General features: G+C 61.5%; 22 protein-coding genes and 3 pseudogenes. 13 read left to right on the top strand and 12 right to left on the bottom strand.

Annotation, left to right across the window (positions count from 1 at the left end):
* Nucleotides 1-42: 42 nt before the first annotated feature.
* The 4 genes and pseudogenes from J8I87_RS14300 (at nucleotide 43) to J8I87_RS14285 (ending at nucleotide 6215) form a co-directional block, all read left to right on the top strand.
* Nucleotides 43-783, top strand: a complete 741-nt coding sequence (locus tag J8I87_RS14300) for a 4'-phosphopantetheinyl transferase family protein (RefSeq protein WP_209932103.1) — start codon at nucleotides 43-45, stop codon at nucleotides 781-783.
* Nucleotides 784-902: 119 nt separating this feature from the next.
* Nucleotides 903-1046: a hypothetical protein gene (locus J8I87_RS14295; RefSeq protein WP_209932102.1), complete on the top strand. Its 144-nt coding sequence runs from the start codon at nucleotides 903-905 to the stop codon at nucleotides 1044-1046.
* 249 nt (nucleotides 1047-1295) lie between these two features.
* The gene (locus J8I87_RS14290; protein WP_245253931.1) at nucleotides 1296-5285 is read left to right on the top strand and encodes a response regulator; all 3990 of its coding nucleotides are present in this window, start codon (nucleotides 1296-1298) and stop codon (nucleotides 5283-5285) included.
* A pseudogene (locus tag J8I87_RS14285) lies at nucleotides 5279-6215 on the top strand (diguanylate cyclase domain-containing protein). The gene J8I87_RS14290 and the pseudogene J8I87_RS14285 overlap by 7 nt, the downstream one beginning before the upstream one ends.
* 123 nt (nucleotides 6216-6338) lie before the next feature.
* Here J8I87_RS14285 and J8I87_RS14280 read toward each other — a convergent pair.
* Complete coding sequence (locus J8I87_RS14280; protein WP_209932101.1) at nucleotides 6339-7298, bottom strand: LysR family transcriptional regulator; 960 nt, start codon at nucleotides 7296-7298, stop codon at nucleotides 6339-6341.
* A gap of 411 nt (nucleotides 7299-7709) precedes the next feature.
* Here J8I87_RS14280 and J8I87_RS14275 point away from each other — a divergent pair, with 411 nt between their 5' ends.
* Nucleotides 7710-8576, top strand: coding sequence for an NmrA family NAD(P)-binding protein (locus J8I87_RS14275; protein WP_209932100.1), 867 nt, complete (start codon nucleotides 7710-7712; stop codon nucleotides 8574-8576).
* 123 nt (nucleotides 8577-8699) lie between these two features.
* Nucleotides 8700-9023 (top strand): hypothetical protein, encoded by a 324-nt coding sequence (locus tag J8I87_RS14270; RefSeq protein ID WP_209932099.1) that lies wholly within the window; start codon nucleotides 8700-8702, stop codon nucleotides 9021-9023.
* 143 nt (nucleotides 9024-9166) lie between these two features.
* Here J8I87_RS14270 and J8I87_RS14265 read toward each other — a convergent pair whose 3' ends face one another.
* From J8I87_RS14265 to J8I87_RS14235, 7 genes and pseudogenes are all read right to left on the bottom strand, one after another.
* Complete coding sequence (locus tag J8I87_RS14265) at nucleotides 9167-9469, bottom strand: hypothetical protein (RefSeq protein ID WP_209932098.1); 303 nt, start codon at nucleotides 9467-9469, stop codon at nucleotides 9167-9169.
* Nucleotides 9470-9505: 36 nt separating this feature from the next.
* Complete coding sequence (locus tag J8I87_RS14260; RefSeq protein ID WP_209932097.1) at nucleotides 9506-9754, bottom strand: hypothetical protein; 249 nt, start codon at nucleotides 9752-9754, stop codon at nucleotides 9506-9508.
* 95 nt (nucleotides 9755-9849) lie between these two features.
* Nucleotides 9850-10080 (bottom strand): hypothetical protein, encoded by a 231-nt coding sequence (locus tag J8I87_RS14255; RefSeq protein WP_209932096.1) that lies wholly within the window; start codon nucleotides 10078-10080, stop codon nucleotides 9850-9852.
* Between the two features lie 204 nt (nucleotides 10081-10284).
* Nucleotides 10285-10572 carry a hypothetical protein gene (locus tag J8I87_RS14250; protein ID WP_209932095.1) on the bottom strand — a complete coding sequence of 96 codons (288 nt, stop codon included), beginning with the start codon at nucleotides 10570-10572 and terminating at the stop codon, nucleotides 10285-10287.
* 346 nt (nucleotides 10573-10918) lie between these two features.
* A complete protein-coding gene (locus tag J8I87_RS14245) occupies nucleotides 10919-11296 on the bottom strand; it encodes a DUF3564 family protein (protein WP_209932094.1) in 378 nt (125 codons plus the stop codon).
* Between the two features lie 292 nt (nucleotides 11297-11588).
* Nucleotides 11589-11885, bottom strand: a complete 297-nt coding sequence (locus tag J8I87_RS14240; RefSeq protein WP_209932183.1) for a c-type cytochrome — start codon at nucleotides 11883-11885, stop codon at nucleotides 11589-11591.
* A gap of 148 nt (nucleotides 11886-12033) precedes the next feature.
* A pseudogene (locus J8I87_RS14235) lies at nucleotides 12034-13064 on the bottom strand (Acg family FMN-binding oxidoreductase).
* Between the two features lie 305 nt (nucleotides 13065-13369).
* On the opposite strand from J8I87_RS14235, the pseudogene J8I87_RS14230 reads away from it, so the two are divergent.
* Both J8I87_RS14230 and J8I87_RS14225 read left to right on the top strand, forming a co-directional pair.
* Nucleotides 13370-14114: pseudogene (locus tag J8I87_RS14230) on the top strand (beta-ketoacyl-ACP reductase).
* Between the two features lie 74 nt (nucleotides 14115-14188).
* Nucleotides 14189-15031: a potassium channel family protein gene (locus tag J8I87_RS14225; protein ID WP_209932093.1), complete on the top strand. Its 843-nt coding sequence runs from the start codon at nucleotides 14189-14191 to the stop codon at nucleotides 15029-15031.
* Nucleotides 15032-15204: 173 nt separating this feature from the next.
* Here the strand turns inward: J8I87_RS14225 and phaZ are convergent, their stop codons facing one another.
* Nucleotides 15205-16497 carry a polyhydroxyalkanoate depolymerase gene (phaZ, locus tag J8I87_RS14220; RefSeq protein WP_209932092.1) on the bottom strand — a complete coding sequence of 431 codons (1293 nt, stop codon included), beginning with the start codon at nucleotides 16495-16497 and terminating at the stop codon, nucleotides 15205-15207.
* Nucleotides 16498-16974: 477 nt separating this feature from the next.
* Complete coding sequence (locus J8I87_RS14215) at nucleotides 16975-17853, bottom strand: polysaccharide deacetylase family protein (RefSeq protein ID WP_245253930.1); 879 nt, start codon at nucleotides 17851-17853, stop codon at nucleotides 16975-16977.
* Nucleotides 17854-18192: 339 nt separating this feature from the next.
* Here J8I87_RS14215 and J8I87_RS14210 point away from each other — a divergent pair, with 339 nt between their 5' ends.
* Complete coding sequence (locus tag J8I87_RS14210; protein WP_209932091.1) at nucleotides 18193-18840, top strand: BON domain-containing protein; 648 nt, start codon at nucleotides 18193-18195, stop codon at nucleotides 18838-18840.
* A 161-nt stretch (nucleotides 18841-19001) separates the two neighbouring features.
* Nucleotides 19002-19436: an Hsp20/alpha crystallin family protein gene (locus J8I87_RS14205; RefSeq protein ID WP_209932090.1), complete on the top strand. Its 435-nt coding sequence runs from the start codon at nucleotides 19002-19004 to the stop codon at nucleotides 19434-19436.
* A 171-nt stretch (nucleotides 19437-19607) separates the two neighbouring features.
* Here J8I87_RS14205 and J8I87_RS14200 read toward each other — a convergent pair whose 3' ends face one another.
* On the bottom strand, nucleotides 19608-20204 hold the full coding sequence (locus tag J8I87_RS14200) for a rhomboid family intramembrane serine protease (RefSeq protein WP_209932089.1): 597 nt from the start codon (nucleotides 20202-20204) through the stop codon (nucleotides 19608-19610).
* Nucleotides 20205-20365: 161 nt separating this feature from the next.
* Here J8I87_RS14200 and J8I87_RS14195 point away from each other — a divergent pair, with 161 nt between their 5' ends.
* Entirely contained in the window at nucleotides 20366-21016 is a 651-nt protein-coding gene (locus tag J8I87_RS14195; protein WP_209932088.1) for a BON domain-containing protein, read from the top strand.
* 198 nt (nucleotides 21017-21214) lie between these two features.
* Here J8I87_RS14195 and J8I87_RS14190 read toward each other — a convergent pair whose 3' ends face one another.
* On the bottom strand, nucleotides 21215-22162 hold the full coding sequence (locus J8I87_RS14190; protein ID WP_209932087.1) for a universal stress protein: 948 nt from the start codon (nucleotides 22160-22162) through the stop codon (nucleotides 21215-21217).
* 420 nt (nucleotides 22163-22582) lie between these two features.
* On the opposite strand from J8I87_RS14190, the gene J8I87_RS14185 reads away from it, so the two are divergent.
* Nucleotides 22583-22888, top strand: a complete 306-nt coding sequence (locus J8I87_RS14185; protein ID WP_209932086.1) for a DUF485 domain-containing protein — start codon at nucleotides 22583-22585, stop codon at nucleotides 22886-22888.
* Entirely contained in the window at nucleotides 22885-24546 is a 1662-nt protein-coding gene (locus J8I87_RS14180; protein WP_209932085.1) for a cation acetate symporter, read from the top strand. The genes J8I87_RS14185 and J8I87_RS14180 overlap by 4 nt, the downstream gene beginning before the upstream one ends.
* The last annotated feature ends 97 nt before the right edge of the window (nucleotides 24547-24643 follow it).

The following is a 24643-nucleotide window of genomic DNA, read 5'->3' as shown; positions in this document are numbered from 1 at the left end:
CGATGAACAGTTCTGGCTGTCTCGCTTTGCCAGGGACATAGCATGCGCACGCAACACGTTACGTGGTGGAGTGCTGGTGTCGAAACGCTTTCGGCGCAGGCATTCGAAGAACTCCAATGGGTTTGCAACAGTGAAGAAAGGCGGCGTTCGGAACGTTTCATATTCGCGCGTGACGGGCGTTCGTACCTGGCCGCGCACGGATTGCTACGCTTCGCACTTAGCGCCGCAAGCCAGCTGTGCGAGCCGGATCAATGGAGGTTCATCACAGGTACGCACGGCCGTCCCGAGCTGGAAGCGGGTGTAGGCGGAGCGTGGCGCTTCAACCTTTCGCACTGCGCTAGCCGGGTGACATGCGTGGTGTGTCTGGAAGTCGATTGCGGAGTCGACGTCGAGCCGCTTGGGCGCAGCATTTCGAGCCCGGAAATGGCCGCGTATTGCCTCGCTCCGTCGGAGCAGCGTGGCATGAAGGAACTGGCCGATGCCGAACGCAAAGCCGAATTCGTCCGGCTATGGACGTTGAAGGAGGCATTGGCGAAAGGAGTGGGCATGGGACTTCGTTTGCCGTTCAATGAACTGGAGTTCGCATTGAGACCGTATCCCGTGGTTCTTGCCGCGCCGGCGCAGGCAGCGGGACCGTGGTGGCTTGCCCAGCATGTCACGGACGATGGGCACGTGGAGTCGCTCGCATTGCGCGTCGATCCCGTCTGTGCAGTCGAAGTTTCCCGTCTCGAATGGCAAGGCTCCCGGTCGGTGCAATGCCGGAGCGCGCCGCTCGCCGCATAGAGGAACACGTAGCAACCCACGTTTCGTCAGGCGAAGGTAAAAGCAATCAGAAATTCAAGGATAGCTTCCGCATCTATTTCGCACACTGATGCTGACCCGGATTTCCGGACCCATCAGCGTTGGAAAAATCCGGCATGATGCAGAGGCTGCGGCGAGAAGATGATGCCGTGGAGAAGAGCAGGTACACCGACGAGCAGATTGCCTGCACGCTGAAGCAGGCCAGGCTGGGTACGCCCGTAGCCGAGGCATTCCGCTTGAAATGACCAGCACACTCCGTTTTAAAGATCCCTGGACCATTGTCGTTAACTGGAAAGTCAAGGTAGTCTCGACAAAGGCATGGTCCATGCGGGCGCACGGGACGCGAGCAGACGGCCCGGCCCGATCCGGGCAAATCCGGCGCGGCAGCCGTCCGGGTGCTTTTCCACGGTCGCTACACAAAGACAGCGGGCGGGCGCGCAAAAATTGTCGGCGAGCCCCTTCAAAAGATGCTGTGAGCATGTCGGAGACTTCGCTTGGCCGTTCGTATTTCAACTCCGTTGCGGGTGACGCTGTTTATCGTGATCGTATGCGCGCTGCTGATTGGCAGTGACGTATTGCGCAGCGTCGAGTCGCGGCAGGACCAGATGGAGGAAATGTCCGTCGCGACGGCGAACCTCGCCCGCGCGATGGCGCAGCACGCCGACGACACGATCAAGCAGGCCGATACCACGCTCGTCGATATCGTCGAGCGCGTGGAGCATGACGGCACGGGCCCCGCCGCGCTCGACCGCCTGCACCAGCTTTTCGTGCAGCGCGTCGCCGGGCTGCCGCAGTTGAACGGCCTCTTTCTCTACGACCGCGACGGCAACTGGCTTGCGAACTCGCAGCCGGCGCTCGCCAAGAGCTTCAACAACGCCGATCGCGAGTACTTCATTTACCACCGCACGCACGCGGAGCGCGGCCCGCACATCGGTGCGCCCGTGCAAAGCCGCTCGACGGGTAAATGGATCATTCCCGTGTCGCGGCGCATCGACGGCCCCGACGGACAGTTCGCCGGCGTCGCGCTCGCGACCATCGACATCGACTTTTTCTCGCGCTTTTACGAGAGCCTCGATATCGGCCGCTATGGCGCCGTCGCGCTCGTCGCCGACAACGGCACGATGATCGTGCGCCGGCCATTCGAAGCGCGCTTCATCGGCAAGAACGTCACCGACACGATGCTATTCAAGGTGCACCGGCAATCGGGCGCGACGGGCCGTTTCGTGTCGAAGTCGTCGCAGGACGGCGTGACGCGGCTGAACAGCTTGCGCAACCTTGGCCACTATCCGCTCTTCGTCGCGGCGGCGCTTGCGCAGGACGAAATCCTCGCGCCGTGGTGGTCCGATACGGCATGGCACGCGGCGGGTACGACGGTGCTCGTGGTGATGCTCGCGGTATTCGGCTTGCGCCTCGTGCGCAACGCCAATGCGCGCACGCGGATCGAACGCAAGCTGGCCGCGAGTCTCGAAACGACGCGCGCGATCCTCGACACGGCCGTGAATCCCATCATCACGCTCGACCGCACGGGCGTGATCCTGTCGCTGAACCCGGCTGGCGCAAAGGCGTTCGGCTACACGGAAGCGGAGATTGCAGGCAAGGACGTGCGCGTGCTGGTGTCGGGCACCGTCAACGAACTCTTCAACCGCTATGCCGCGCAGTTCGCGGGACATGGCGCGCAGGACGGACGGGAGATCGTCAGCGAGTGCGAACTGGCCGGCTTGCGCAAGGACGGCAGCGTGTTTCCGGCGCATGTGTCGACGGGCATGATGATGACGGGCGGCGAGCGCCGCCTGGTCTGCGTGATCACCGATATGTCCGTGCAGATTCGCGAGCGCGCCGAATTGTCGGAGGCGCGCGACCAGTTGCTGCTCGCGGCGGACATTGCGGAGCTCGGCATCTGGTCGTGGGAATTTTCAAACGATGCGCTGCGCTGGAACCCGCGCATGTACCAGATTTTCGGCTATGCGGCGGCGCCCGCGGACGGCCTGCGCTTCGAACACTGGCTTTCACGCGTGCACGAGGATGACCGCTCGCCGACGCTCGAAAAACTGGAGGCCGCGTTTGCGGGCGACGCCGCGCAGCGGCATGTGCATCTGCCCCTTTACCGGATCGTGCTGCCCGATGGCGAGGTGCGGCACATTCAGACCACGCTGACCGTCCAGCGCGATGCGGCGGGCAACCCGGTCGGCATGACGGGCGTGAATCACGACGTCACCCGACAGCGCAATATCGAACTGCGGCTGCGCGACGCCAAGCACCAGGCCGATGCCGCGAACGCCGCGAAGTCGGCGTTCCTCGCGAACATGAGCCATGAAATCCGCACGCCGTTGAATGCGGTGCTCGGCATGCTGGATCTCGTGCAATCGACGGGGCTCAACGAGCGTCAGGGCGGCTACGTCGTCAAGGCCGAGACGGCGGCGAAGTCGCTGCTCGGACTGCTGAACGACATCCTCGACTACTCGAAGATCGACGCGGGCAAGCTGCAGCTCGACGCCCATCCGTTCGAGATCGAACCGCTGATGCAGGACCTCGGCGTGGTGCTCGCCGGCAACCAGTACGACAAGGAAGTCGAAGTCCTGTTCGATATCAGCCCGGATCTGCCGCCCGTCGTGATCGGCGACAGCTTGCGGCTGCAACAGGTGCTCGTGAATCTCGCGGGCAACGCGCTCAAGTTCACGATCAGGGGGCAGGTCGTCGTCAGCTTCACGTTGCTGTCGCGGCTCGATACGGGCGTGCGCGTGCGCATCGCCGTGACGGACAGCGGCATCGGCATCAGCGAGAAGCAGATCACGCAGATATTCGAAGGCTTCAGCCAGGCCGAAGTATCGACGACGCGCCGCTTCGGCGGAACGGGCCTCGGCCTTGCGATCAGCAGGCGCCTCGTCGAGCTGATGGGCGGCAAGCTGGAAGTCGCGAGCCAGCTCGGCAAGGGCAGCCGGTTCTGGTTCGACATCAATCTCGGCGTCGACGCGGACGCGCCCGCGGCGGGCCTCGATCTGTTTCGGCCAAGCGAGCGGCGGCTGCGCGTGCTCGTCGCCGACGACAACGGCGTGGCGCGCGAAGTGCTGTCGCGCACGGCGCGCGCGCTCGGCTGGGAAGCGGACGTGGTGCCGGGCGGCATTTCGGCCGTCAAGCTGATGAGCGCCGCCGAGCGCGAAAACGAAGGCTACGACGTGATCCTGCTCGACTGGCGCATGCCCGATCTCGACGGCCTCACGGCGGCGCGGCGGATCGACGAAGCGCGCGCGGGGCGCGCCGCGCCCGCGATCATCATGATCACCGCGTACGGCCATGAAGTGCTGGCGGCGGCGCAGGAATCCGATAACATGCCGTTCGATGCGTTCGTCACGAAACCTGTCACGCCGCGGCAGCTCGCGCAGACGGTGCAGCGTGTGCTGACGGGGCACAAGGCATCGCCCGCGCAACCGGCGGCGCGCGCGGCGGGCGGCGCGGGCAGGCTCGCCGGTCTGATGCTGCTGGTGGTCGAGGACAATCCGCTGAACCGCGATGTCGCCGAAGGTCTGCTGAGCCGCGAGGGCGCGCAGGTCGTGCTGGCCGAGAGCGGGCTCGAAGGCGTCGAAAAGGTGCTCACGGGCACGCGCGTGTTCGACGCGGTGCTGATGGACATGCAGATGCCGGATGTCGACGGGCTAGAAGCGACACGCCTGATTCGCGCGCACGCACGCTTCGCGGCGCTGCCGATCATCGCGATGACGGCGAACGCGACGCGCGCGGACCGCGATGCGTGCGTCGCGGCGGGCATGAACGACCATGTCGGCAAGCCGATAGATGTTGCGCATCTGGTCGGCGTGTTGTTGGCGCATGTGCGACGCGCGACGCCGCCGGCAGCGCAGGCGCGTGCCGGCGCGGCGCGCGCGGCGGGCGATCTGCTCGAACCGAAGGAGTCGATCGTCGCGCGCTTCGGCGGCAGCGAGGACCTGATCCGCAAGGCGCTCGGCGTGTTCGTCGGCGAGATGGAGCGGCATCTCGACGACCTGCGCAGCGAAGGCGGACAAGGCGGCATCGGACGTTGCGCGGCGATCCTCCACGCGCTCAAGGGCAGCGCCGGAACCATGGGTGCCAGCAAACTCGCCGATGCGGCGGCGGCGCTCGAATTGCGTGTGAACGCGGCGCACGGCGATAACGCGACGGCGCGCCTGTCGTCCACCGAGGTGGACGGGATCGAACGGCTGTTGCTCGATAGCGTCGCGCAGCTGCGCGTCGTGTTCGGCAACAGGCGGGACGCGCATGCCACCGACGCCGCGCAACTGCAGGCAGACGAATATCGTGCGCGGCTCAGCCGGCTGCTCGAACGCCTGGAGTCGTCGAACATGGAGGCGCTCGATCTTGCCGAAACGCTCGCGCCTCATGTGCCGACCGCGCTGCAGCCGCGCTTTCACCGGCTGCTTGCCGAGATCGAGGCGCTCGACTTCGTGACGGCGGCCGCGAGCACGCGCGAAATGCTGGATCAACTCACATGCTAGAGCGCCTGCCCGGAGACTGGCCACACCCGTTCGCGCTGCGTCCGAAACTGCTGATTGCGGACGATCAGCCCGTCAACGTGCGCGCGCTGCATGCGCTCTTCAAGGATGATTGCGACGTGTTCATGGCGACCAGCGGCGAGCAGACCATCGAACTGTGCCGCAAGGTGATGCCCGACCTGATCCTGCTCGACGTGATGATGGAAGGCATGGACGGCCATGAAGTGTGCCGGCGTCTGAAGGCCGATCCGCTGACATACACAATCCCGATCATCTTCGTGACGGCGCAGACCAACGAGGCCGATGAGGAATACGGGTTGTCGCTCGGCGCCGTCGACTTCATCACGAAGCCGATCAAGCCGGCGATCGTCCGGGCGCGCGTGCGCGCGCATCTTTCGTTGAAGATGCAAGGCGATATGCTGCGCTCGATCGCGCTCGTCGATGGGCTTACGGGAGTCGGCAACCGGCACAAGTTCGAAGAAGATCTCGACGCGAGCTGGCGGCACTGTCTGCGCGATTCGTCGCCGCTGTCGCTCGTGATGGTCGACGTCGACTATTTCAAGCGCTACAACGACCGCTATGGTCATCAGGCGGGCGACCGCTGTCTGCAGGCGATCGCGCAGCGTCTGACGCAGACGCTGCGCCGCCCTTACGACACGGTCGCGCGATATGGCGGCGAGGAGTTCGCGTGCCTGCTGCCGAATACGCCGCTCGACGCCGCGCATGGCTGACGGCGTGCGCGCGCTCAAGCTCGAGCATCTCCATTCGGGCTGCGCTGAGATCGTGTCGATCTCAGCGGGTGTGGCAACGTTGATCCCGACGCCTGATGCGCAGCCCGCCGAACTCGTCGATGCCGCCGACCGGCAGCTTTACGAAGCGAAGCATGCGGGGCGCGCTCGCGTGGCTTCGGCGATGAGGCCGGTAACGGGGTAGTTCTCTGCCGATCGACTGACGGCAGCACGGATGCAAAGAATCGGGCAATGCGATTCCTTGCATCGGTGCTGCGGATCATGTTTGCGCGCATCTATCGCTCTATCGGTCTATCGCTCTATCGGTCTATCGGTCTATCGGCGATGGCATGGGTATCCGGGCGCTGCCACGCGGGTTGTCGCGCGTTAGCTCGACAAGGAAGTCAAGAAAAGCTCTCGTCTTCGCCGGCACGTGATGTCGCGATGGATAGTAGACGTATAAGGGATACCGCTCATCTGCCCATTCGGGAAAGAGATCGATCAATCGGCCGTCGGCAATCAGATGCTCGGCGCCGAGCCGAAGCATTTGCGCAATCCCGGAACCGGCGAGGCATGCGTTGAGGAGCGCACCGGGATCGTTGACCGTCAGACGCCCGCGGGTGTCGACCACGATGCGCTTTCGCTTGCGATGAAACTCCCATTGGAACGGCTTGCCCGTCTCCGGATTGCGAAATTCGAGGCATCGGTGGCTGCGGCTTTCAAGGTCCTCGGGTTTCGCCGGGCGGCCCCAACGAGCGATGTACGATGGCGCAGCAACCGTGACGACGCCGGTATCGAGCAGCTTTCGCGCAATCAGAGTGGATGCTCTGGGTTCGCCGAATCGTACGGCGAGGTCGAAGCCGTCCATGACGAGATCGCCAAGACTGTCTCGCCCGATGAACTCGATTTCGAGGTCGGGGTGCGCGTCCATGAACGCGTCAAGCTGTTGCCCGAGAATGGTCCGGTAGAAGACGGGATCCAGATTGATTCTCAGCTTTCCGCGCACAGCCGACGCTCCACCTGCCGCGGCAGCGGCCGCTTCCTCCAGCCCCGCGAGATGCGGCATGACCTGCTCGTAAAAACGACGGCCCTCTTCCGTCAGCGAGACGGAGCGGGTCGTTCGGTAGAAGAGCCGGATCTTCAGCCTCTTTTCCAGCCTCGCGATCGCCCGACTGACGCCCGGCGGCGACATTCCTAGCGCTTCCGAAGCGGCGGCGAACGTCCCCGCGTCGACGACGGCGGCGAACACGCCAATGCCACTGGACAGCTTCTCGCTACTGGATCTCATGGGTCGCGGGTTGAATGCGAGTGACCGATCGCGATCGATCAGCCGAAGGCCAACGCTGCAATGCCAGCACGGGACGGCAGCGCTGGAAACCAAAATCCATCATGCCTTACTGGTGACACGTTGTCATTTATCTAATGCCATTCATGTCATTTTGTTTCGATGGGCGCTTGTCCAGAATGCACGTCACGAAAGATGTTCCGTCCCGCCGATCGGACCGTCGCCGCCTTCTGAACGGTGCGTCGAGCCTGCTGGCCGTCGCGACGCCTGGCGGGTTTGTGATGCCCGCTTCGTGAATCGCTACGGACAGTTCGAGCAGGCGTTTTGCGACGGTTTGCGTTGCGCCTGAGCGAACCGCCACCCGCACATCGGCGCGGCATCACCGTACACATCCACGCATGGAGAAAGCAAGCAATGTATGCAATCACAGGAATCACAGGTAAGGTCGGCGGCGCATTGGCCCGCGAGCTTCTGGCGTCTGGTCAGCCGGTGCGTGCAGTCGTGCGCGACGCCGCGCGGGCCAGTTCGTGGGCAGAGCGCGGTTGCGAGCTTGCGACGGCCCGCATGGAGGACGCTTCGTCGCTCGCTGCCGCGTTCGAGCGCGCGACGGGCGTGTTCATCTTGCCGCCTTCAGAGTTCGATCCGGCGCCGGGGTTTCCCGAAGCGCGCGCGGTGATCGATGCCGTGTACACGGCGATTCTGAAGGCGCGCCCTGAAAAAGTGGTTTGCCTGTCAACGATCGGCGCACAGGCCGGACAGAGCAATCTGCTCACGCAACGCACGCTGATGGAGCACGCACTGCGGGAGCTGCCGATGCCGGTCGCATTCCTGAGGCCTGGCTGGTTCATGGAGAACGCCGCATGGGATGTCGCGTCCGCACGTGACGATGGCGTCATCGCCAGTTACCTGCAGCCGCTCGACAAGCCCGTGCCGATGGTCGCGACGGCCGACGTAGGCCGCGTTGCGGCCGAATTGCTCCGGCAAACATGGAGCGGCGTGCGGACCGTCGAGCTCGAAGGCCCGCGTCGAGTGAGTCCCAACGACCTCGCGTCGGCCTTCGCCCGGGTGCTCGATCGCCCGGTGCGCGCGGAGGTTGTCGACAGGCAGAACTGGGAAGCGCTGTTCCGCTCGCAGGGCATGAAGCATCCACTGCCACGGATGCGGATGCTGGACGGATTCAACGAAGGCTGGATCGATTTCGAAAGCGATCCCGAGGAGGTCGTTCGCGGCCGGGTCGAACTCGGTAGGGTTCTGAGCGAGATCGTGTCGCGGCCGGCCTGACTACTCGCAGGGCCGTGGAACCGGTGCGCACAAGTCGGGGGCACGCTGATTGCGCAGTTCATTGTCAAGCAGGCGGCGAATCGCCTGCGCCGACATTCCATTGCAATCAAGGAGGTACGGATCATGAACAAGGCAACGCGTGCATTGATCGCGGCCGTCGCCGCGCTCGCGCTGTCGGGCGGCGCTTATGCACAGGCGGGCGGAGGATCGGCCGGCGAAGGTTCGTCGAGCCACGGCAGCACGTCCAGCCCGGCCACGAACCAGATGAATGATTCAACGAGCGGCTATGGCACGCCTGGCGCCACCAGCTCGGATAGCGGCATGAGCGCCGGGTCGACGAACCAGGGTACGCAGACGACCCCGAACAATAGCTCGACGCCCGCTCCAAAGACCAACAACACGCTGGCGACGCCATCCGTCGTATCGCCGGCCAATGCCGGCCAATAAACAGCGTCTAAGGATCTCGACGAATAGATCCATGCTGCTGGGCGCGCGGTTGAACCGCGCACCCGTGCTGCGCTGTACCCGCCGTTGCTTGCGTCGCAGTCTTCGAGTGCTTCGAGAGAAATGAAGTTGGCGGTGTGAGGGCCTTACGTGGGCGAAAAGACAATCGCTCCACGGTCCTCGAAATGCGTGAAGCTTCGAACAAACCGGTATTTCTGCCCGTCGATTTCGATTCGGTTTGAACCGGAACGGGTCATTTTGAGAATGTCGCCCGCAATAAGCGCGGCTATTACGCCAAAGTACTCCCACTGTCCCTGATCTTTAGTGGCGTCGCCGATATACATTGCGCAAAGGTTGTCGCACCTTTGCATCATGATGACGCTGCCGCTCGCATCAAGAGAAAGCTCAAGATACTGGGCCAGCGTCGAGAGCGCCTCGGTGGTCGCCATGTGCATTCTCCATGCGCCTGCGAGGGTCATGCCCTGTCATGTACGACGATCGCCGGATTGCCACTGGCACGATCCGCAGTGCGTCTCGAGCCATTCCGTTGCCCAGTCGGCGGCGAAGCGGATCGCGTCTTCCCGGAGATCGAAGCCGGCCAGATCACCGCTTAGATGGACATCGTACTCACGCCCGTCGTGGTCACTACAACTGATTCGCGCATGGGCAATATATTCACCGTCGGCCCGGCGCGGAGTCGGATCGATACGAAAAGCTGCCGGATAAGCATCCATCTGTTTCTCCTCACCGCATGCTGCGGACATGGCCAGCGCCCGGACAGCGGGCACGAGACCGATTCGACCCGCGCCCGATATGCTTCCGATCGCGATCAGGTGGCACGGGTTCGGGCAATCGCTAGACGCAGCCGTTCGCGTCTCAGCTTGTACCGACGCAGTTGCGCCTCCAGAAATGTCAACGTGTCATGACGCGGGATGATCGTCGTGCCCGTCGCCACGCGCTCATCGATAGATAGCCGACAAGTGTTCAGTTCTCTTTCGCGGCGTGCAATTTCTGTCTCCACACTGCGATGCTGCATGATCAGATCGTCGAGTTGAGACATGACACCTCATGAGATAAGTAGTTCGAATATTCGAATAACGGTGCTACATGGGCCGTTGCTGAACCCAACACCTATGATGTGCGCGCGACCCGGGCGCGCGCCGGGACGCGTTTGCAAACGCAGTTCGAAAAGAGCGATGGCGTGCCGCTGCTCGCGGATCACATAGACGAAGCGATCGTCGAAAGGCCGGAATGAACCGCTTCGCTACTCACCATCCCAGATGGTCTTGCCCGGCACGCATTTGTCGATGAGCAGCTCGCCGTAAGCAGTTGAGGCGCGCCTTGCGTCGCCCGCACTCAGAAACGGCGCGTCGACATGCAGCCGAAAGACGCGGCTTCTGGCGTTGAAACTGTCACCATCGGGCTCCCTGATCCGAACGGCCGCGTCGAAGCCCTCATCATAGTCGGGGGCGAAGCCGGGCCGGGTGGGCACGTGCAGGTAAACAAGCGGATGAACTTCCAGTCCCTTGTAAAGGTGAATAGCGTCTGCCATAGATACCTCTATTTCGCCGCGTGACGCGGCACGGTCTCGGGAGGCTAATGGCAACCGGTCGTTATCACCCGACCCTATTCGCGCAGAAACCCGGAGCCGCCGTTGCGGCGGCGTGAACGCCGACTGTACCGGGCGTTCCAACGCGAACGCGGGTATCGGCTAACAGACTCATACTACGCGCAATGCTGGTCCGCGTCGCGAAATCTTTCAGCATTGCCCAACGGGAAATTATCGCTCTCGTCAGACGGGTAACTCTTGCTGATTGAGACCGAGCGTCGGGTGGTTTGACCGCATAAGAGCTCAACGTATATGTGCCCGCGCGACACTCGCCGCCGACGGATTCGCTTCATACTTCGTCCTCCGCGAATACGCTGTGCTCGGCAAGCACTGCGTCCTTGTCGACGCACTGCACATGCCAATGCCCTGTAACGCGTGATTCGCTTTCGCCTTCATTGCAGCACAAGAGTGCCTCGCCCGATTCGCCCTCGAACGGGCCAGGGTCGGCTTCCATTGCGAGACCTTCGAGGATGAACACGGGGCGCGCGTCATGCTGACCGCAGACTAGCGTGCCGCGGGCATCGACTCGCAAATCTCCCCATTCGGGAAAATGGAGACCGTTATGACCTTCGCGAGACCACTTGTGCGTGTCGTAGTCGAGCCAAAGAATAGCGTAGGCATTGGGGTCGATGCGATTAAATGTGTCGAGATGGAGCGTGATGCGCATGAGATCCTCCGATCGTGTTCGTGGCTTTTTGATCTGCCACAGTCATCGTTGACATATCAACTATAGAGTCAGATGAAAGCTTCGGTATGCGTCAGGGTGTCGCCAATGCCCGTTTAAATCGTATCGTCTGAAGGTTCATGCTTAAGCGAGACGTCACGGTTTGCGCGACTTGCAATCGGGTCGGAGAACGGCATAGACGGCGTCGGCGCGTTCGAATGAATCTAGACAGACGCTGATTTTCAGCGAAGGTTCCTTAACCAGTCGTATGTAAAGTTTTTGCGTGTGTAACCAGTCATTGAGACATGACCCACTCAATCAGTTTGTGGGCATCTTCAGCGGAGAGCGGTCCGCCTCGCTCGGGTGGCAGGGGCATGGCAGTATCCCCCCAGTGCGCCCGGCCGCCCTTTCTTAGCTTGTGTTCGAGCATGCTGGCCGCGTTGGGCACATCGCGATACCGATCCGCGATCTGATGAAACGACGGCGCAAGAAAAGGCGCATCGGATGTATGGCAGAACATGCAGTGCTGTTGGTCGACGAGTTCGGTTGGTTCGTTCGGGTGCGCATCGGCAGCGTTCGCATGAGTGAACATCAGGGACGCGCACGCGAATAGTAAGCCTGAATGTGTACGGGCCACGGCAAAGACTCCTTGATGGCTCTACAAGCTGGTTAATAGTTGGACTTCATGCTGAACGGGTTGCGATCGTAACGGGCGGAGAACGACGAATGAAATACAGGAATCAATTCACTGCATCCGACAGAGGGCGTCTCGGCGCATGATTCACATACGGCCCGCGGCCAACGCGCAGTAGCAACTGCGGGGTGCCGTTGACACGCAACAGAACCCTGAGCCGCTCGCGCAGCGTGCCGACTTCGATCGGTTGATTGAGGTATGAAGCAGTCAGACCCTCGGAAGCCGCAACCAGCAGCATCCGTTCGAGCGCCTGCCCCGCAGCTACCCACGCTTCGCGGTCGTCGCGCATCGTTGCGATGCAAACAAGCAGCGGCGACCCTTCGACGAGCCGCTGAGGTGTAGCAGGGGTTCCGGCACCAACGTCGAATACGCGAACAACCGACGTGAAGAGAGGCACGGCAAGATCGAGCAGGCCACCAACTGCCGTCCCATACGCTGGCATGCCGTCTCCGAGCCTGCGTGGTGAATCCAGCTTGCGAGTTCGCGCCGAAAACGCGGATCTGCGAACTGGATGTGATCGGCTTCTGCGATGAGGTCCGCGATTGCCTGTCGTGACGATCGCGCGTCCACGCAACTGGCCATCGCACCTTCCGCATCGCACGCGCCGACCAGTTTCGTTTGCAGGGCTTCGGCGACGGGCTCGTCTGCGAATGGCGCCCGAGTTGTTACGCGCTTCTTCATGGACTCGAAAAGACCGGCGAGGTCTGCATCGCGCCGACCGTTAGGCGATACCTTCAGGTGAGCGACGATGTCGGGATCCGTTTCCGACGGAAACAGCGTAATTGCGTAGCCCAGTCGAAAATAACTCAAAGCTACACGGAGATTGAAAAGCGCCGCACCACAACTGATCAGTAGCTCGCGATCGAACGGATCGACAACGGGCAATGCACGCAGGCGATCGGCGCATACCTGCACGGTGTCGTGATCGACGATGAATCGCCACGGTTGGGTGTTGTGATTCGAAGGGGCGAGCACGGCGTATTGCAATGCGAAGCGCAACTGCTGCTCGATCAACGCGGAGGCGTCGAAAAGCCGTTCGTCCGGCTCCCATGCCGATTGGGACGTAGCATTGTTCATCTGGATTTCCTTGCTCGATCCGAAGAGGGATCTTTCCCTATCCTGGCATGCAAGGTCGATACACCCTTGAGGCAAGTCAAACGTCTCATGTCGAGAGGTCGCTTGATGCAGGTCAAGCGCCTTGAATGATGCGCGGCTAGATTGTGAACGGCGGGTTCGGCTATTCATTTGAACAGCGCAGCCCGGAGTGGCATTGTTCATGAAGCGGGAAGTCGAGCCCGTGGCACCGTTCGCTTTTTTGCGGCGCGTGATTGGTCCTGAATCGTCTGCGTCAGCCGGTCAGACCGCTTCCATAGGAGCTTGACATGCAAACAGGACGTGTGGCTTTTGTGACGGGCGGGATGGGAGGACTTGGGGCTGCAATCAGCAGGGCGTTGCACGACGCGGGAATCGTCGTGGCGATGTCGCACTCGGCGCGAAACAATCATGTCACGACCTGGCTGATGGCGGAACGCGATTCAGGCCGCCATTTCCGTGCGTACGAGGCCGATATCGCGGACTTCAATTCATGTGAGCAATGCGCGAAGCGCGTGCTCGACGAACTGGGGAAGGTGGACATCCTGATCAACAACGCGGGCATCACGCGCGATATCACGTGCTCACATGACAAAGGCAGACTGGGACGCAGTACTGCGGACCGATCTCGATGGACTGTTCAACATGACGAAGCCGTTCCTGGCGGGCATGACAGAACGTGGTTATGGCCGTATCGTCAATATCGGCTCGGTGAATGGATCGCGAGGAGCGATTGGACAGACCAGCTATTCGGCTGCCAAGTGCGGCGTCCATGGCTTCACCAAGTCACTGGCGCTGGAAGTCGCGAAGCGAGGCATCACAGTCAACACGGTATCGCCGGGTTACCTGACGACAACAATGATTCAGGCGGTGCCTCGCGACATCATGGAAACAAGGGTTCTTCCACAGATACCTGTTGGACGACTCGGACGTCCTGAAGAAGTCGCCGCGTTGGTCGCATTTCTCTGCTCTGATGAGGCTGCGTTCATTACGGGGGCCAACGTGGCGATCAACGGCGGAATGCATATGGAGTGATTCCGACGCTACGTGCCCTTCCAGCATAGGGTCTGAATGCAATATCGGAACATGGTTCGACGTTTATTTGCGCGATGGATAACAGTCTCGGCTTTTTTAGAATCGGTGGCGTAGAACCCCACGACAATCCGCGGGCGATACGCGCGTGGCGCCATATTCGCTGGTTCTTGTGCGCATGGAGCCTGCTGGCCATTCCTGCCTTTTACATCGAGCTCACTGCGACAAACGATGTTGCGCTTGCCGTCGCTCGAATTCTCTATCTGTGCATGTTTGCGGGTTTCGCTGTTTCACTCCTTTGGGTACTGCACCTCAGCAAGAAGCCGAAAATGCTGCTTTCGCATAATCGATTCGACATCGTGGTCACGATGGGTGCTGCATTCAGCGCGGGTTGGGGCGCGCCGCCCTGGCAGACGACGGAATGGGTGCTTCGATTGTTATTCGTGAGCCTGGTCGCGGTGCGGATCGGATTGTCGCTAAAAGAGTTCTTTACGCCGAACCGGCTTGTCTGGCTGCTGGCCGGCGGCGCTGCCGTGCTGGCAATGGCAGGTGCAGGCTTTCTATGGCTCGAGCCCGGAGTACATTCCTATACCGACGGGCTTTGGCTTGCCTTTGAAAGCAGTGCAACCGTTGGATATGGCGACATCGCCCCAACCACGCCTGCCTCGCGTGTGTTCGCCGTCTTCGTCGTGCTGCTGGGCTACGGCATGTTATCGCTGGTCTTCGCGAGCATTGCGGCGGCGTTCATCGGAAAAGAGGAAAGGGCGCTGCGACGTGAAATGCATCGGGACATCAAGCATCTGAACGACGAAATCGCGCGACTGCACGCGGAGTTTCGCGCGATGCATGAAACGATCGCGCAGTCTTCCGATAAACCTCGCGGGGCCTGTCGCCCGGCTTCCGGGGCGGATATGCCGTAATGCCGGTTGCCGGGCAGCGGATACTTCCACTTCGCACGTGATCGGAATCCGCGAAAGTTGCGATATGAGCGGGAAAGCGCGAAATACGGCGCGAGTTCAAAAAAGCGTTGCGCTGCCGATGCACAAGAAAGGGACGGACGCGGTCCTCTACTGCCTGCTTCCTGATCGGATGGTCAAGCCCGTCTGCTGTATTTCGCGCGCCTGACTTCGCCCTGCTCGCGCGCAATGTCCTGCGCGGCGTTTTCGATCTCGCGCCAGAACGCGCACAGGCTCGGGTTTACGGCATCACGCCACCGCGAGCCCGTGAAGAGGTCATAGTGATTGCACCGCGGAATCGTCAGCTGCCGGTCTGGCCGTGCCGGGGACGCATCGCAGATGACATGCGCGCAGTGAGTTTGCTGTGCGCCCGCTATGTCGTCGCGATCGCCCTCTATCGTGCATAGGGGCGTATCGCGAAGCGCTTGCGTCGCCACGCGTCGTCCCGCGACCGACCAGCTCTGGCGTGGCAGCAGATGCTCATGAAAGACCACGCGGATGATGTCGAGGAAATAGCATTCGGCCATATCCAGCACGGCGGCGTATTCGTTCAATGCGCGCAATGCTTGCAGGGCGCCCTGCGCGTCACCCGCGAGCCAGTCTGACCAGTACGTCGACTCCAGACAAAGATGCCGTTCCGGATGCGCGGCGACGATGGCCGCATGCTGGATAAAACCTGGATAGACGCGCCGTCCCGCACCGCGATACGTCGGCGGGACAAGATCGATCACATTGTCGCGAAACCAGTCGAGCGTATGCGATCTCGCGAAGCGGTCAACGAAAGTTGGATTGAGACGGGTATCGATGGGTCCTCCGAGCAGCGAGACAGTGGCAAATGGCGTCTGCCCATTGCTGGCGAGCAGCGCCGCGGCGGCGAGCGCCGGAACGGTTGCCTGGCAGACGGCGACGACATGCACAGGCGATCCCTGCGCCCGCGCGGCACATATGAAGCGTTCGATCGCCAGCACGTAGTCGTCGAGCGAAAGTAACCCTGCTTCGCGCGGCACATCGCGCGCATCGGCCCAATCGGTAATGAAGACGTTGCGCTCTTTGAGCAACGTTTCGACGGTTTCTCGCAGCATGACTGCGTGGTGTCCGGCGAGGGGCGCGCAGAGCATGACGGGCCATTTCCCCGCTGGCTCGGGCGCGATGCGCGTGAACTTGCGCAGCGTGCCCGTGGGTAACGATTCGACAACGGTTTCATCGACGGCTATATGGCCACCGTTGCTGAAAACCGAATGGATCGCAAACGGCGGGGCCTGCTCGAACGCGCACGTCGATCTGAGCAGCCAATGGTTGAACGCGTGCGCCGGGTTCTCCGCCATGGACAATGGCGCGCCCGTCAATGGCCCGGAGCCGCATACATCCTGCTGTCCTCCAGTAATGGCGCGAGTCAAGCGCCGGTGTGCATCGATGAGGGCGTACCACATGAATGACTCTGGCCTCCGTCAATAGCGCAAATGGCGTTGCCGAACTGGCTGGAACGCAGCCGTTTCGTGAATCATCAGCGCCTGCAATGCGTCGGGACTGGCGCCGCCTTCAATTGCGTGCGAGATCGTGGATGAGCCGATCGCATCGCGCGTCGCAGCAAGATCGAAGCTTGAGGATACATCGCGTGCGGTGTCGCGCGATAGACACGCCGAGGCTGCCAGGTTCGCTTCCGGTTGTTTCCGGATGATGCCCGCAACCGCATACGAGCAAAGCGCGCAAGGTCGCCTGCCGTCGCTCAAGGCGACGGCCGCATTGTGCAAGCTCGGACTGGCGATGCCATAGACGGACAGGTAGACACCTCTGGCGCGCGAAGAGGCGTCGGCGGAATGACGACGGGATGCGCGCGCGGGCGGGATGGCGACCACAGCGACAACGACAACCAGGCGGCTGCGCAGCACAGAGCGGCGGCAAGCCCCTTATGGGCGCGTCTCGTGCGCACGGACGGCGGGCGTGTCACGCCCGCCGATCAGGCGGCCCAGGACGCCTGGTGTGACATCGTCGACCATCAGGAAACGGGGTAGCGCCAGCAAAGGCGAGGACCCGTCGAGCCGGCGCGCATTCAGCGTGAAGCCTGCCAAATAACCGAGACGGCCCGCGATACGGATCACGTCGTCATCGTATATCCCAAAGGGCCACGCGAGCATGTCGACGTGCACGCCGATTTTGGACTCGATCATCTTGCGCGAATGCTGCAGTTGATCCGTTGCGAAACTCTCGAATTCGGCGGGCGACTCGCGCCGCCGTTCGACGTTGAAATTCGGGTGCCACCCGCTATGCGACTGCACATCGAACAGGCCGCTCGCGTGCAGGGTGCGCAATTGGGTCCAGTCAAGCGCATAGGAAGCGTTCGAAATTGCCGACGGACAGACGAACAGCGTAATGGGCAACTGTTCGCTCAGCGCAATCGGCAACAGCCGTTCATAAACCGACTGATGGCCGTCGTCGACGGTTAGCGCAATAGCTTTGGGTGGTAGTGTCGCGCCCGGCTCCCGCAGCCAGGCGACGATCCGCCGTAGCGGCACGATGGCGTAGCCGTGCTCCTTCAGGAAACGCAGATGCGCTTCAAATGTGGCGACGCGCACGGTCATCGAATCGTCGGCTGCGTCCGAAAAGCGATGGTAGACAAGAATGGCGACGGCTGAAACGGCCTCGTGGGACCCCGGCGTTGCGAATGCCGCCGGCGTTGCTGACAGCGCGGCCGCCACCAATAGGCATGCGAACAACAGCAGCCAGGCGGCGCGCCCGTACGACGCGCCCGTCGCTGCGCGCATGCGTGAGTGAATGCAGGCATTCATGGGAACTCCCGGGAAATCGCGTTCTGAAGCGCTGTGCGCGCCACCTTGACGGAGTCGACGATGCCGCGCTCGATCACGTCGAAATAGTCGTCATGGGCGGCTTGTGCGCGCTCCGCCTGGACTGACTGATGCCGCTCATTCTTCACAACTGAAATGGACTGTCTGCGTATTTGAACCATCAGGCGGGGCGATCGGCTTGACCTGAATCAACGGGGCTACGGCGATGCGACGAACAGCGAAACGTCTTCATGGATTGCGAGTGATTGATCGACATCAACCGCTATGCCGCGCTATCGACGATGCTGAATCTGTCATTGGTTGACTGATCTGGAGGACACGATGAAATCGGATGAAGCGCTGTCGCAGGAGATTGAACAGGTCTTGCATCGCGAACGGCCCATCGCTGCCGGACAGATCCGCGTTCACGTACACAACGGCGTCGTCACGCTCACGGGTACGATCCCCAACGTGATGCAGAAGCAGGCAGTCGAAAAGGTGCTGCAGAGTGTCGTCGGCTGGCGCGCACTCGTCATGCAACTGACCCTGCCGCCCGCGAGTGGTTACGTCAGATCCGATGAGATGCTTGCTGCGCGGATCGTCGGGACGCTGTCGCGAATGACGGATCTGCCTCGCGACCGCGTGCGTGTGGAGACGGAGCGCGGCTGCGTAACGCTTACAGGCTGGGTTGATACAGAGACGCAGCGGCACGCGATCGAGACGTTGGTCGGCAACATGGAAGGCGTTGTCGGCCTGAGCAATCGGCTCGCCGTATGTGAGCCGCCCATCGATGACGTCGCCGCGCAGATCACGCTGACGCTCAGTAAGCGTTTGCAACGGGGAAGCGAAGGCATAACGGTCGATACCGATAACGGAGTCGTGACGCTTTCCGGCGCTGTCGGCTCGCCCGATGAGAAGCGCGCAGCGTGCCTCGCCGCGTCGCAGGTGCAGGGCGTACGCCAGGTCGTCGATCGGTTGAGCGTCGCATGAGAGCGGGGCCGCGGGGAACCTTTTGATCTGCGGTCGCTGTCGCGCGACCTCGCGAGCAATCGCGTCGTTGCGGCCTTGGTGCGCCGCATGGACGCCGTGATCCGGCTTTGGGGCAGTCAATTGGGCCATGACATGGCCCGCCTACTTCAAGGAGAAGTGCAATGAGCAATCTGACGCGTTTTGACCCGTTCTCGCTCGATCCGGTCGCGGATCTGTTTCAGGGCTTTTTCCGGCCGATGCGTTCGACGGCTTGGACGCAGGATGCCGAACTTGCATCGATGAAGATCGACGTGACGGAAAGCGACAGCGGCTATTCGGTGAAAGCCGAACTGCCAGGGGTGGACAAGAAGGATATCGATGTTCAGATCGACGGACGCCTTGTTCTGATCAACGCCAAGGTCGAACGAAACAAAGAAGAGAAGGAAGGCGAGCGTGTGATTCGCCGCGAACGGTATTCGGGTGCGTTCAGCCGCTCGTTCTCGCTGGCGAGCGAAGTCGACGAAGCCGCTGCAAAGGCCGAATACAAGGACGGCGTGCTGTCGTTGAGCCTGCCGAAAAAGGCGCCGGCCGATCACAAGCGTCTTACGATCGGCTGATACAGGTTGTTCGCCGGCCATTGACCCGCGCACGACTGCGAGGCGGATTCAAAGGTCAGCACGTTGTGTAACGGTCATGGTCGATTCCACCACCCACGGAAGGATGCTCTCACCGATGCATGAGAGCATCGCTTCCACCACGTGGTGGTGAAGTTATGTACCAGATCCGGTTCATTCAACCGCATCGTGACGCGGCTTGCGAGACCAGTAGCTGATCAGCAGGACGGCACCGGCCATGCCGCCGAGGTGCGCGAAATGCGCAACGCCCGGTGCATCGCGCGACACGCCCAACAACAGTTCGACTAGCGCGTAACCGGTCGCAAAGAGCCAGGCGGGCATCGGAATGGGCGGGAACAGAAGGACCACTCGCCGCTTTGGAAAGATCAGTGCATAGGCGACGAGGATGCCAAATACACCGGCAGACGCACCGATCGCCGGGTGGGCATCGCCAGCAGGCGTCAATGCCGTGAGCACCTGAGCGATCCCGCCGCACACCACGCTTGCGACGTAAAGCTTCAATGTCCTGCTCGCCCCGAGCGCACGCTCGACCTCGCTGCCGAACATGAACAACCCGAGCATGTTGAACACGAGATGCGCGAGGTTCGCGTGCAGCACGCTATACGTAAGCAGTTGCCACAGCTGAAAAACGGGTGCATCGGCAGTCGCCGGACGAAGAGGCCACAGGGCAAAGCGATCGATCAGCGAAGTCGGGCCAGCGGCCTCGATCACGAATGCCAGCGCGTTCAGCACAATCAGAAAGAGGATCATGTTATGGCGACCTCGCGAGTGCGGGCAGGCAGATACGACACGGGTCAGGTTACTGCCGCGAACAGGTATGCGATTGATCTGCATCAGCCCGCCCGCCTTGTTGCGGGTTGAAGCTTTACATGGGGTGGCTTGTGGCACGATTCACTTCGAGGAGATGGGTGATGAAATCAGACCGGCAGTTGAAAAAGGAAGTCGAGGAGGAACTCGAATGGGATCGCGCCGTCACTGCGACGGACATTGGCGTCGAGGTGGCAGATCGCGTCGTCACGCTTTCCGGGCATCCGCCGAGCTTTGCGGAAAAGCTCGCAGCAGAAAAAGCAGCGCATCGTGTGGCGGGCGTGAAGGCTGTTGTGGTGGAAATGCAGGTCCGGTTGCCGCAGAAGGACGAGCGCACCGATGAAGACATTGCTGGCGCCGTACACGCGATTCTGCACTGGACTGTCAGCCTGCCCGACGATTCAGTGAAGGTTCGGGTGGAAAAGGGTTGGGTAACGCTGACGGGGGCGGTCGATTGGGCGTACCAGAGCCATATCGCCGCGCGTGCTGTCAGCCAGATGCGCGGCGTGCGTGGCGTCGCCAATCGCATCGAGGTGCGTGGCGATATCGCCTCGGAGGACATCAGCGGAAAGATCGCTCAGGCGATGCAGCGGCATGCCGAACGCGAAGTCAAACACATCAGGGTCGATGTCAAGGATGGAACGGTGACACTGACGGGCAAAGTCGGGTCTTACGCGGAACGTGCGGTCGCGCGAGGGGCAGCCTGGAGCGCGCCCGGCGTGCGCGCGTTGGTCGACGATCTCGTCGTCGAATGAAATGTGATGGGTCGCACGTGCGCCCCGGAAACGAGGCGCGGTATTGAAGAAAGGGAGTGTGCTAACGAGGTAATCGACGCAACGTTGGCCCGCCCTGTCCAGACGAGATTCCAGAGGCCTGAAGCGAATCCTCTGTTGATTGCATTGGTGGCTGCGTGCACGGCGACGGCACGGGCGGGTGCCGTCGCAGATATCTGTCTACTCCGTCGCACTCATCGCTTCGCTGCTACGGGCGAGTAACACGGGTGTGTTCGCGAGCGGGACCGTACGCGCAGCGACGCTGCCAAGAAGCCATCGTGCGAGTCCGCGCCGGCCGTGCGTGCCAAGAACGAGCAGATCGCCGTTCCACTCTGTAACGTCGCGCACGATCGCGTGCGCAATGTCGTCGCGCATTCTGTGCGTCTTGAGCAAGCCTGTTTCCGCATAGCGACCTTGATCGGCGCAGATTTGCGCTGCGCGCTCGAGCGTGATAGTCCCTTCGTCGAGAAAAACGGCCTCCAACTGGCGGGTGGAGGCGCTTTCAAACAGATGCATTGCACGATCCACAATGTAGATCGCGCGCAAGCGGGTGTCTGGCGTCGCTATCGAGAGGCCCGCTCGCAGTGCAGAAAGCGAACAGGCGCTGCCGTCCAGCGCGAAGATCATTCGCTCGGGCGGCCTGTCCGTGGGAACATGCGCATTCTCCGGCACGAGCAGCAAAGAGCAGTTCGCTCGTCGCACGACGGGCTCCGATACGGTGCCTTCGACCCAGCGCAGCAGTCCATGATGGTGTCGCGCACCCATCACGATCAAGTCTGCCTGCCAGTCAGATGCGGCGTCGAGCAGAGCTTCCGTCGTATCACCATTGCTGACGGAAAGATCGACAAGGCCGGTTTCAAGATCAATACCCGCAAACATGGCCTCGATCTTGTTGAGCACGGTGCGGGCATCGGCCACGATCTCTTCCCGCGCGGCGGCGAGAAAGCCTTGCGTCGTCGCGCCGAGCGGAAAGAGGGTACGCGGGTTCTGCGCGACCGTCACAAGTTTGATCTTGGCCTGATGGGCGAACAAGGTCCTTGCATACTCGGCCGCCCGTACCGACGCTCCGGAGTCGTCGATGGCCAACATGACACGCTGAAACGCGCAACCGGACGCTGTCTGGACCATAGTGCTTCTCCGCTCGCTCTGATCGATAAGTTTGACATATTCATTCTCCCTTCGCAAAACCGCGGCCAATTGATCGTGATCAACCGTCACGTGCAACGTGCCGAGTGCGCGGTTTGGACAGTCAACTGTGCATTAGCGAGTCGAATACGAGCTGACGCTCAATCCTCCCATTGTCGTTTTATTCTTCGCGTAAACCCCGCTAAAAGAATTCACCTGCCGTAAGAAGCCGGTAAGCGGGCGCTTTTAACGTACTACCGAGCGTACGAAAAAGAACGACGCGTCCACGCCGCTTGAGCGCGGGCATTGGACTTACATCCCACGATGGGATGCCCAAACGAATCTGGATTGCCGATCGTTCCGGCCCCGTCCGAACGACGGCGCTTTTTCAGGCAGCGAAAGTTACTCATGCAGGAGACGGAGATGGACCTGAAACTCGCAGACAAAATCAAATCGAGCGCGACATACCGCGAACTGGTGCGAAAACGCTCAAGGCTCGGATGGACTTTGACCTCGCTCGTGCTAATCGTGTACTACGGCTATGTCCTGCTGATCGCGTTCGACAAGGAGCTACTCGCGGCGCAGATGGGCTCGGGCGTGATGACGTGGGGCATGCCGATCGGACTGTTCGTGATCGTGTTCACTGTGGCGATCAGCGGCTTTTACGTGCGTCGCGCCAACAGCACCTACGATGAACTCACTGACAAGATCAAGCGGGAGGCCGCATGAAGGCCCGACAACTTCTCGCCGCAAGCGCGCTGTTCGCCGTTTCGTCCCGTTGCTTCGCTGCCGGCGCCGATCTCGGCCAGGCGGTCAAGCAGGCAACCAACTGGACCGCGATCAGTATGTTCCTCGTGTTCGTGATCGCGACGCTCTTCATCACCAAATGGGCCGCAAGAAGGACGCGTTCGGCGGCCGAATTCTACACGGCGGGTGGAGGCATCACCGGCTTTCAGAACGGCCTTGCCATTGCGGGGGACTTCATGTCAGCCGCATCGTTTCTCGGCATCTCGGCCGCTGTCTATACAAATGGATATGACGGTCTCATCTATTCAATCGGTTTTCTGGTGGGCTGGCCGATCATCACGTTCCTGATGGCCGAACGGCTGCGCAATCTAGGCCGCTTCACATTCGCCGACGTGGCTGCCTACCGCTTCAAGCAAGCTCCGATACGTGCATTTGCCGCGTCGGGCACGCTCGTTGTCGTCGCGTTCTATCTGATTGCGCAGATGGTGGGCGCAGGACAGCTGATCAAACTACTGTTCGGCCTCGATTACTGGATCGCGGTGGTGATCGTCGGTGCGCTGATGATGGTGTACGTGCTGTTTGGCGGGATGACGGCGACCACCTGGGTGCAGATCATCAAAGCGTGTTTGCTGCTCGCGGGTGCGTCGTTCATGGCATTCATGGTGCTCTGGCAATTTCATTTCAGCCCCGAGGCGCTTTTTGCAAAGGCCGTCGATGTGCACGAGAAGAAGGCATCGATCATGGGGCCCGGCAACTTCATCAAGGACCCGATCTCGGCCATCTCATTCGGCATCGCGCTGATGTTTGGCACAGCCGGTCTTCCGCACATCCTGATGCGCTTCTTCACTGTTCCTAACGCGAAGGAAGCGCGCAAGTCGGTGTTCTGGGCGACCACCTGGATTGGATACTTTTACATCCTCACCTTTATCATCGGCTTTGGCGCGATCGTGCTCGTGAGCACCAATCCCGTTTTCAAGGACGCGGGTGGCAAGCTCCTCGGCGGCACCAACATGGCGGCCGTGCATCTGGCGAGTGCTATCGGTGGCAACGTGTTCCTCGGTTTTATTTCGGCCGTTGCCTTTGCCACGATCCTTGCAGTCGTGGCGGGTCTGACGCTCGCCGGTGCATCGGCCGTGTCGCATGACCTGTACGCCACCGTGTTCAAGCACGGCAAGGCTTCCGGCGCGAGCGAGCTGTTCGTTTCTCGCGTCACGACTGTCGTGCTGGGTATCGTTGCCGTCGTGCTCGGTATCGTGTTCGAGAAGCAGAACATCGCATTCATGGTTTCGCTGGCTTTCGCGGTGGCCGCCTCCGCGAACTTCCCCGTACTGTTCATGTCCGTGCTCTGGCGCGGCTGCACGACGCGCGGCGCAGCCATCGGCGGCTTCCTTGGGTTGCTCTCCGCGGTGGCGCTGACGGTCCTGTCCAAGGCGGTGTGGGTCGATGTGTTCCACTTCGCGAATGCACCGTTCCCCTACGCGTCGCCCGCGCTGTTCTCGATGGCGATCGGGTTTGCCGGTATCTGGGTCTTTTCGATCACCGACAAATCCGCTCGTGCACGCATCGACCAGGCCGGTTTCGAGGCACAGGCCGTGCGCTCGGAAACCGGCATCGGCGCGGTGGAGGGCGCCAGCCACTAAAACAGATGTTGCTCACCCGGCGGGGGCGAAATCGTTACCGGGCAATAGCACACCTATTGCTGCGTGCAACGGTCGTCCCCGATCTTTCGCAACAGGC

Origin of the sequence: Paraburkholderia sp. LEh10 (assembly GCF_017814945.1) — a bacterium.
Taxonomy (GTDB): domain Bacteria; phylum Pseudomonadota; class Gammaproteobacteria; order Burkholderiales; family Burkholderiaceae; genus Paraburkholderia.
This window is presented reverse-complemented; position numbering and strand designations above follow the sequence as displayed.

Coding starts and splice junctions, on each gene's coding strand:
- J8I87_RS14190 (WP_209932087.1), bottom strand. CDS start 22,162: ATGGTCCAGACAGCGTCCGGTTGCGCGTTTCAGCGTGTCATGTTGGCC.
- J8I87_RS14215 (WP_245253930.1), bottom strand. CDS start 17,853: ATGAATGCCTGCATTCACTCACGCATGCGCGCAGCGACGGGCGCGTCG.
- J8I87_RS14185 (WP_209932086.1), top strand. CDS start 22,583: ATGGACCTGAAACTCGCAGACAAAATCAAATCGAGCGCGACATACCGC.
- J8I87_RS14300 (WP_209932103.1), top strand. CDS start 43: ATGCGCACGCAACACGTTACGTGGTGGAGTGCTGGTGTCGAAACGCTT.
- J8I87_RS14240 (WP_209932183.1), bottom strand. CDS start 11,885: ATGTTCACTCATGCGAACGCTGCCGATGCGCACCCGAACGAACCAACC.
- J8I87_RS14205 (WP_209932090.1), top strand. CDS start 19,002: ATGAGCAATCTGACGCGTTTTGACCCGTTCTCGCTCGATCCGGTCGCG.
- J8I87_RS14270 (WP_209932099.1), top strand. CDS start 8,700: ATGAACAAGGCAACGCGTGCATTGATCGCGGCCGTCGCCGCGCTCGCG.
- J8I87_RS14180 (WP_209932085.1), top strand. CDS start 22,885: ATGAAGGCCCGACAACTTCTCGCCGCAAGCGCGCTGTTCGCCGTTTCG.
- J8I87_RS14200 (WP_209932089.1), bottom strand. CDS start 20,204: ATGATCCTCTTTCTGATTGTGCTGAACGCGCTGGCATTCGTGATCGAG.
- J8I87_RS14250 (WP_209932095.1), bottom strand. CDS start 10,572: ATGGCAGACGCTATTCACCTTTACAAGGGACTGGAAGTTCATCCGCTT.
- J8I87_RS14210 (WP_209932091.1), top strand. CDS start 18,193: ATGAAATCGGATGAAGCGCTGTCGCAGGAGATTGAACAGGTCTTGCAT.
- J8I87_RS14280 (WP_209932101.1), bottom strand. CDS start 7,298: ATGAGATCCAGTAGCGAGAAGCTGTCCAGTGGCATTGGCGTGTTCGCC.
- J8I87_RS14265 (WP_209932098.1), bottom strand. CDS start 9,469: ATGGCGACCACCGAGGCGCTCTCGACGCTGGCCCAGTATCTTGAGCTT.
- J8I87_RS14275 (WP_209932100.1), top strand. CDS start 7,710: ATGTATGCAATCACAGGAATCACAGGTAAGGTCGGCGGCGCATTGGCC.
- J8I87_RS14195 (WP_209932088.1), top strand. CDS start 20,366: ATGAAATCAGACCGGCAGTTGAAAAAGGAAGTCGAGGAGGAACTCGAA.
- J8I87_RS14255 (WP_209932096.1), bottom strand. CDS start 10,080: ATGTCTCAACTCGACGATCTGATCATGCAGCATCGCAGTGTGGAGACA.
- J8I87_RS14260 (WP_209932097.1), bottom strand. CDS start 9,754: ATGGATGCTTATCCGGCAGCTTTTCGTATCGATCCGACTCCGCGCCGG.
- J8I87_RS14225 (WP_209932093.1), top strand. CDS start 14,189: ATGGATAACAGTCTCGGCTTTTTTAGAATCGGTGGCGTAGAACCCCAC.
- phaZ (WP_209932092.1), bottom strand. CDS start 16,497: ATGTGGTACGCCCTCATCGATGCACACCGGCGCTTGACTCGCGCCATT.
- J8I87_RS14245 (WP_209932094.1), bottom strand. CDS start 11,296: ATGCGCATCACGCTCCATCTCGACACATTTAATCGCATCGACCCCAAT.